Source organism: Mesorhizobium sp. M7A.F.Ca.CA.004.06.1.1, assembly GCF_003999135.1.
Taxonomy (GTDB): Bacteria; Pseudomonadota; Alphaproteobacteria; order Rhizobiales; family Rhizobiaceae; genus Mesorhizobium.
In genome coordinates this window covers 1-2,633 of the sequence record NZ_RZPQ01000796.1, presented here as the reverse complement: position 1 = coordinate 2,633, position 2,633 = coordinate 1, and the positions used below count along the sequence as shown (strand labels likewise).

Below are 2,633 nucleotides of genomic sequence, written 5' to 3'. Positions count from 1 at the left end.
GGTGTCGGCCTGCCGGTCGTCTATCTCGGCGCCAAGACCGGCCGCGACGGTGTCGGCGGCGCCACCATGGCCTCGGCCGAATTCGACGACAAGATCGATGAGAAGCGCCCGACAGTGCAGGTCGGCGATCCCTTCACCGAAAAGTGCCTGCTGGAAGCCAGCCTCGAACTGATGGCCTCGGGCGCCGTCATCGCCATCCAGGACATGGGTGCCGCCGGCCTCACCTGCTCGGCGGTCGAAATGGGCGCCAAGGGCGACCTCGGCATCGAGCTCTATCTCGACAAGGTGCCGGTGCGCGAAGAGCGCATGAGCGCCTACGAGATGATGCTGTCGGAAAGCCAGGAGCGCATGCTGATGGTGCTGCGCCCGGAAAAGGAAAAGGAAGCCGAGGCGATCTTCCACAAATGGGGGCTCGACTTCGCCATCGTCGGCAAGACCACCGACGATCTGCGCTTCCGCGTGCTGCACCAGGGGGATCAGGTCGCCGATCTGCCGATCAAGGATCTCGGCGACAAGGCTCCGGAATATGACCGGCCGTGGGTCGAGCCGAAAAAGCCGGCGCCGCTGGCCGCCAATGACATTCCGCAAGCCGACGTTGCCGACGCGCTGCTGAAGCTGCTCGGCGGGCCCGACCTGTCTTCGCGCCGCTGGGTCTGGGAGCAGTATGACACGTTGATCCAGGGCAATTCGCTGCAGCTTCCAGGCGGCGATGCCGGCGTGGTCCGGGTCGAAGGCCATGCGACCAAGGCGCTCGCCTTCTCCTCCGACGTGACGCCGCGCTATTGCGAGGCCGACCCTTATGAGGGCGGCAAGCAGGCGGTGGCCGAATGCTGGCGCAATTTGACCGCCACCGGCGCTCTGCCGCTGGCCGCCACCGACAACCTCAATTTCGGCAACCCGGAACGGCCCGAGATCATGGGCCAGTTGGTCGGCGCGGTGAAGGGCATCGGCGACGCCTGCCGCGCGCTCGGCTTCCCGATCGTCTCCGGCAATGTCTCGCTCTACAACGAGACCAACGGCCAGGGCATCCTGCCAACCCCGACCATCGGCGGCGTCGGGCTGATCGCCGACTGGTCGAAGATGGTGCGGACCGGCTTTGCGGCCGAGGGCCAGATGATCTTGCTGGTCGGCGCACCCGCGTCCTGGGGAACGCATCTCGGGCAATCGGTCTATATGCGTGACGTACACGGCCGCACGGATGGCCCGCCGCCGCCGGTCGACCTCGAGCATGAGAAGCGCGTCGGTGACCATGTGCGCGCGCTCATCGCATCCGGCATCGTCACGGCGGCGCACGACGTTTCCGATGGCGGTGTCGCCGTTGCACTTGCCGAGATGGCGATGGCGTCCGGAATCGGCGCCGCCGTTCCCGGTCTTGTCGGCACCGACCCGATCCCGGTCTGGTTCGGCGAGGACCAGGGCCGTTATCTCCTGACGCTGTCGATCGATCCGCATGGTGACGAATGGGACGCCATTCGCAAGCAGCAGGGCGAACTCGGCATCTTCGCGCCGTGGATCGGCTCGACCGGGGGCAGCGCGCTGAAGCTTGGCGACGCCAGGGCAATCCCGGTCAGCGAACTCTCCGCGGCGCACGAAGGCTGGTTCCCCCGCTTCATGGACCAGGCCAGTTGACGAGAGCATGATCCCGAAAAGTGGGAACGGTTTTTCGGGAAACTCATGATCAATCACAGGAAACTGGCTGGTCGGGCGCTGATTGCAGTCGTCTTCTGGCCGTCGTTGTTCTTCTTCTGGTTCCTGGGACCGTTCGTCTTTTTCCTGCTGTCGACAACCTCGAGCGAGGTGTGCATGCGGCTGGAAACGCGCGCGGAGTTCCTTGCCGCGGCCAATGGCGCCATCCCCATGCTCATCGCGCAGAATCTCATCTACGCGGTCCCGATCATCTGCCTGGTTCTGTGGGACCGCCTGGCGCCGGATCCGGCACGGGCAAGGCATATCGTCACCTGCATCAAGCTTTTTGCCAGCGCGGTGGTCGTAGGCGCGTTGTGGGAGTACGGCTCGTCGCTCATCTGCGACGGTTATGGCCAAGGGTTCTTCTCACCGGCTTGGCAAATGACGAGCTATCTCCCCATTGTCGGCCTTGTGCTCAACGCGCCGCTCTATGTGCTGGCCTTTAGCCTTGGCCGTGCTTTCTCGACACGCGACGACGTTGCCGAGGATGAAGCAAGCCCACCGGCCTAGTCTTTCTCTGAAGCCGTCGGGCCGTCTTGCCGTTGGTGGGACAGAACGGCTTCAATCCGGACCGGAAAGGCTTTAGGCTCGCCCGACTCTCATCTTATGGCCTGACACCGGCCGCTCGAAACAGGATTTTGCCATGGCAATGGATGCCCACGACATCGAAAAACTGATCAAGGACGGCATTCCGGACGCCAAGGTGACGATCCGCGATCTCGCCGGCGACGGCGACCATTATGCGGCCGAGGTGGTGGCCGAGAGCTTTCGGGGGAAAAGCCGCGTGCAGCAGCACCAGATGGTCTATGACGCGCTGAAAGGGAATATGGGCGGCGTGCTGCACGCACTCGCCTTGCAGACCAGCGTTCCCGACTGACCTTAGCGCTTGGCCCAACACGGCTCATCCTTTGCGCCATTTCAGCCACGGCACGGCTAACGTCTTGTTT

3 protein-coding genes are annotated in these 2,633 nt (G+C 64.0%); all 3 read left to right on the top strand.

Annotated features, from left to right (window positions below; all coding sequences use genetic code 11):
• On the top strand, positions 1 to 1,629 hold a 1,629-nt coding region (gene purL, locus EN906_RS30255; RefSeq protein WP_127375610.1), incomplete at its 5' end, for a phosphoribosylformylglycinamidine synthase subunit PurL.
• 45 nt (positions 1,630 to 1,674) lie between these two features.
• A complete protein-coding gene (locus tag EN906_RS30250) occupies positions 1,675 to 2,196 on the top strand; it encodes a hypothetical protein (protein ID WP_127269498.1) in 522 nt (173 codons plus the stop codon).
• 133 nt (positions 2,197 to 2,329) lie between these two features.
• A complete protein-coding gene (locus EN906_RS30245; RefSeq protein ID WP_010909092.1) occupies positions 2,330 to 2,563 on the top strand; it encodes a BolA family transcriptional regulator in 234 nt (77 codons plus the stop codon).
• Positions 2,564 to 2,633 lie beyond the last annotated feature (70 nt).

Coding starts and splice junctions, on each gene's coding strand:
- EN906_RS30250 (WP_127269498.1), top strand. CDS start 1,675: ATGATCAATCACAGGAAACTGGCTGGTCGGGCGCTGATTGCAGTCGTC.
- EN906_RS30245 (WP_010909092.1), top strand. CDS start 2,330: ATGGCAATGGATGCCCACGACATCGAAAAACTGATCAAGGACGGCATT.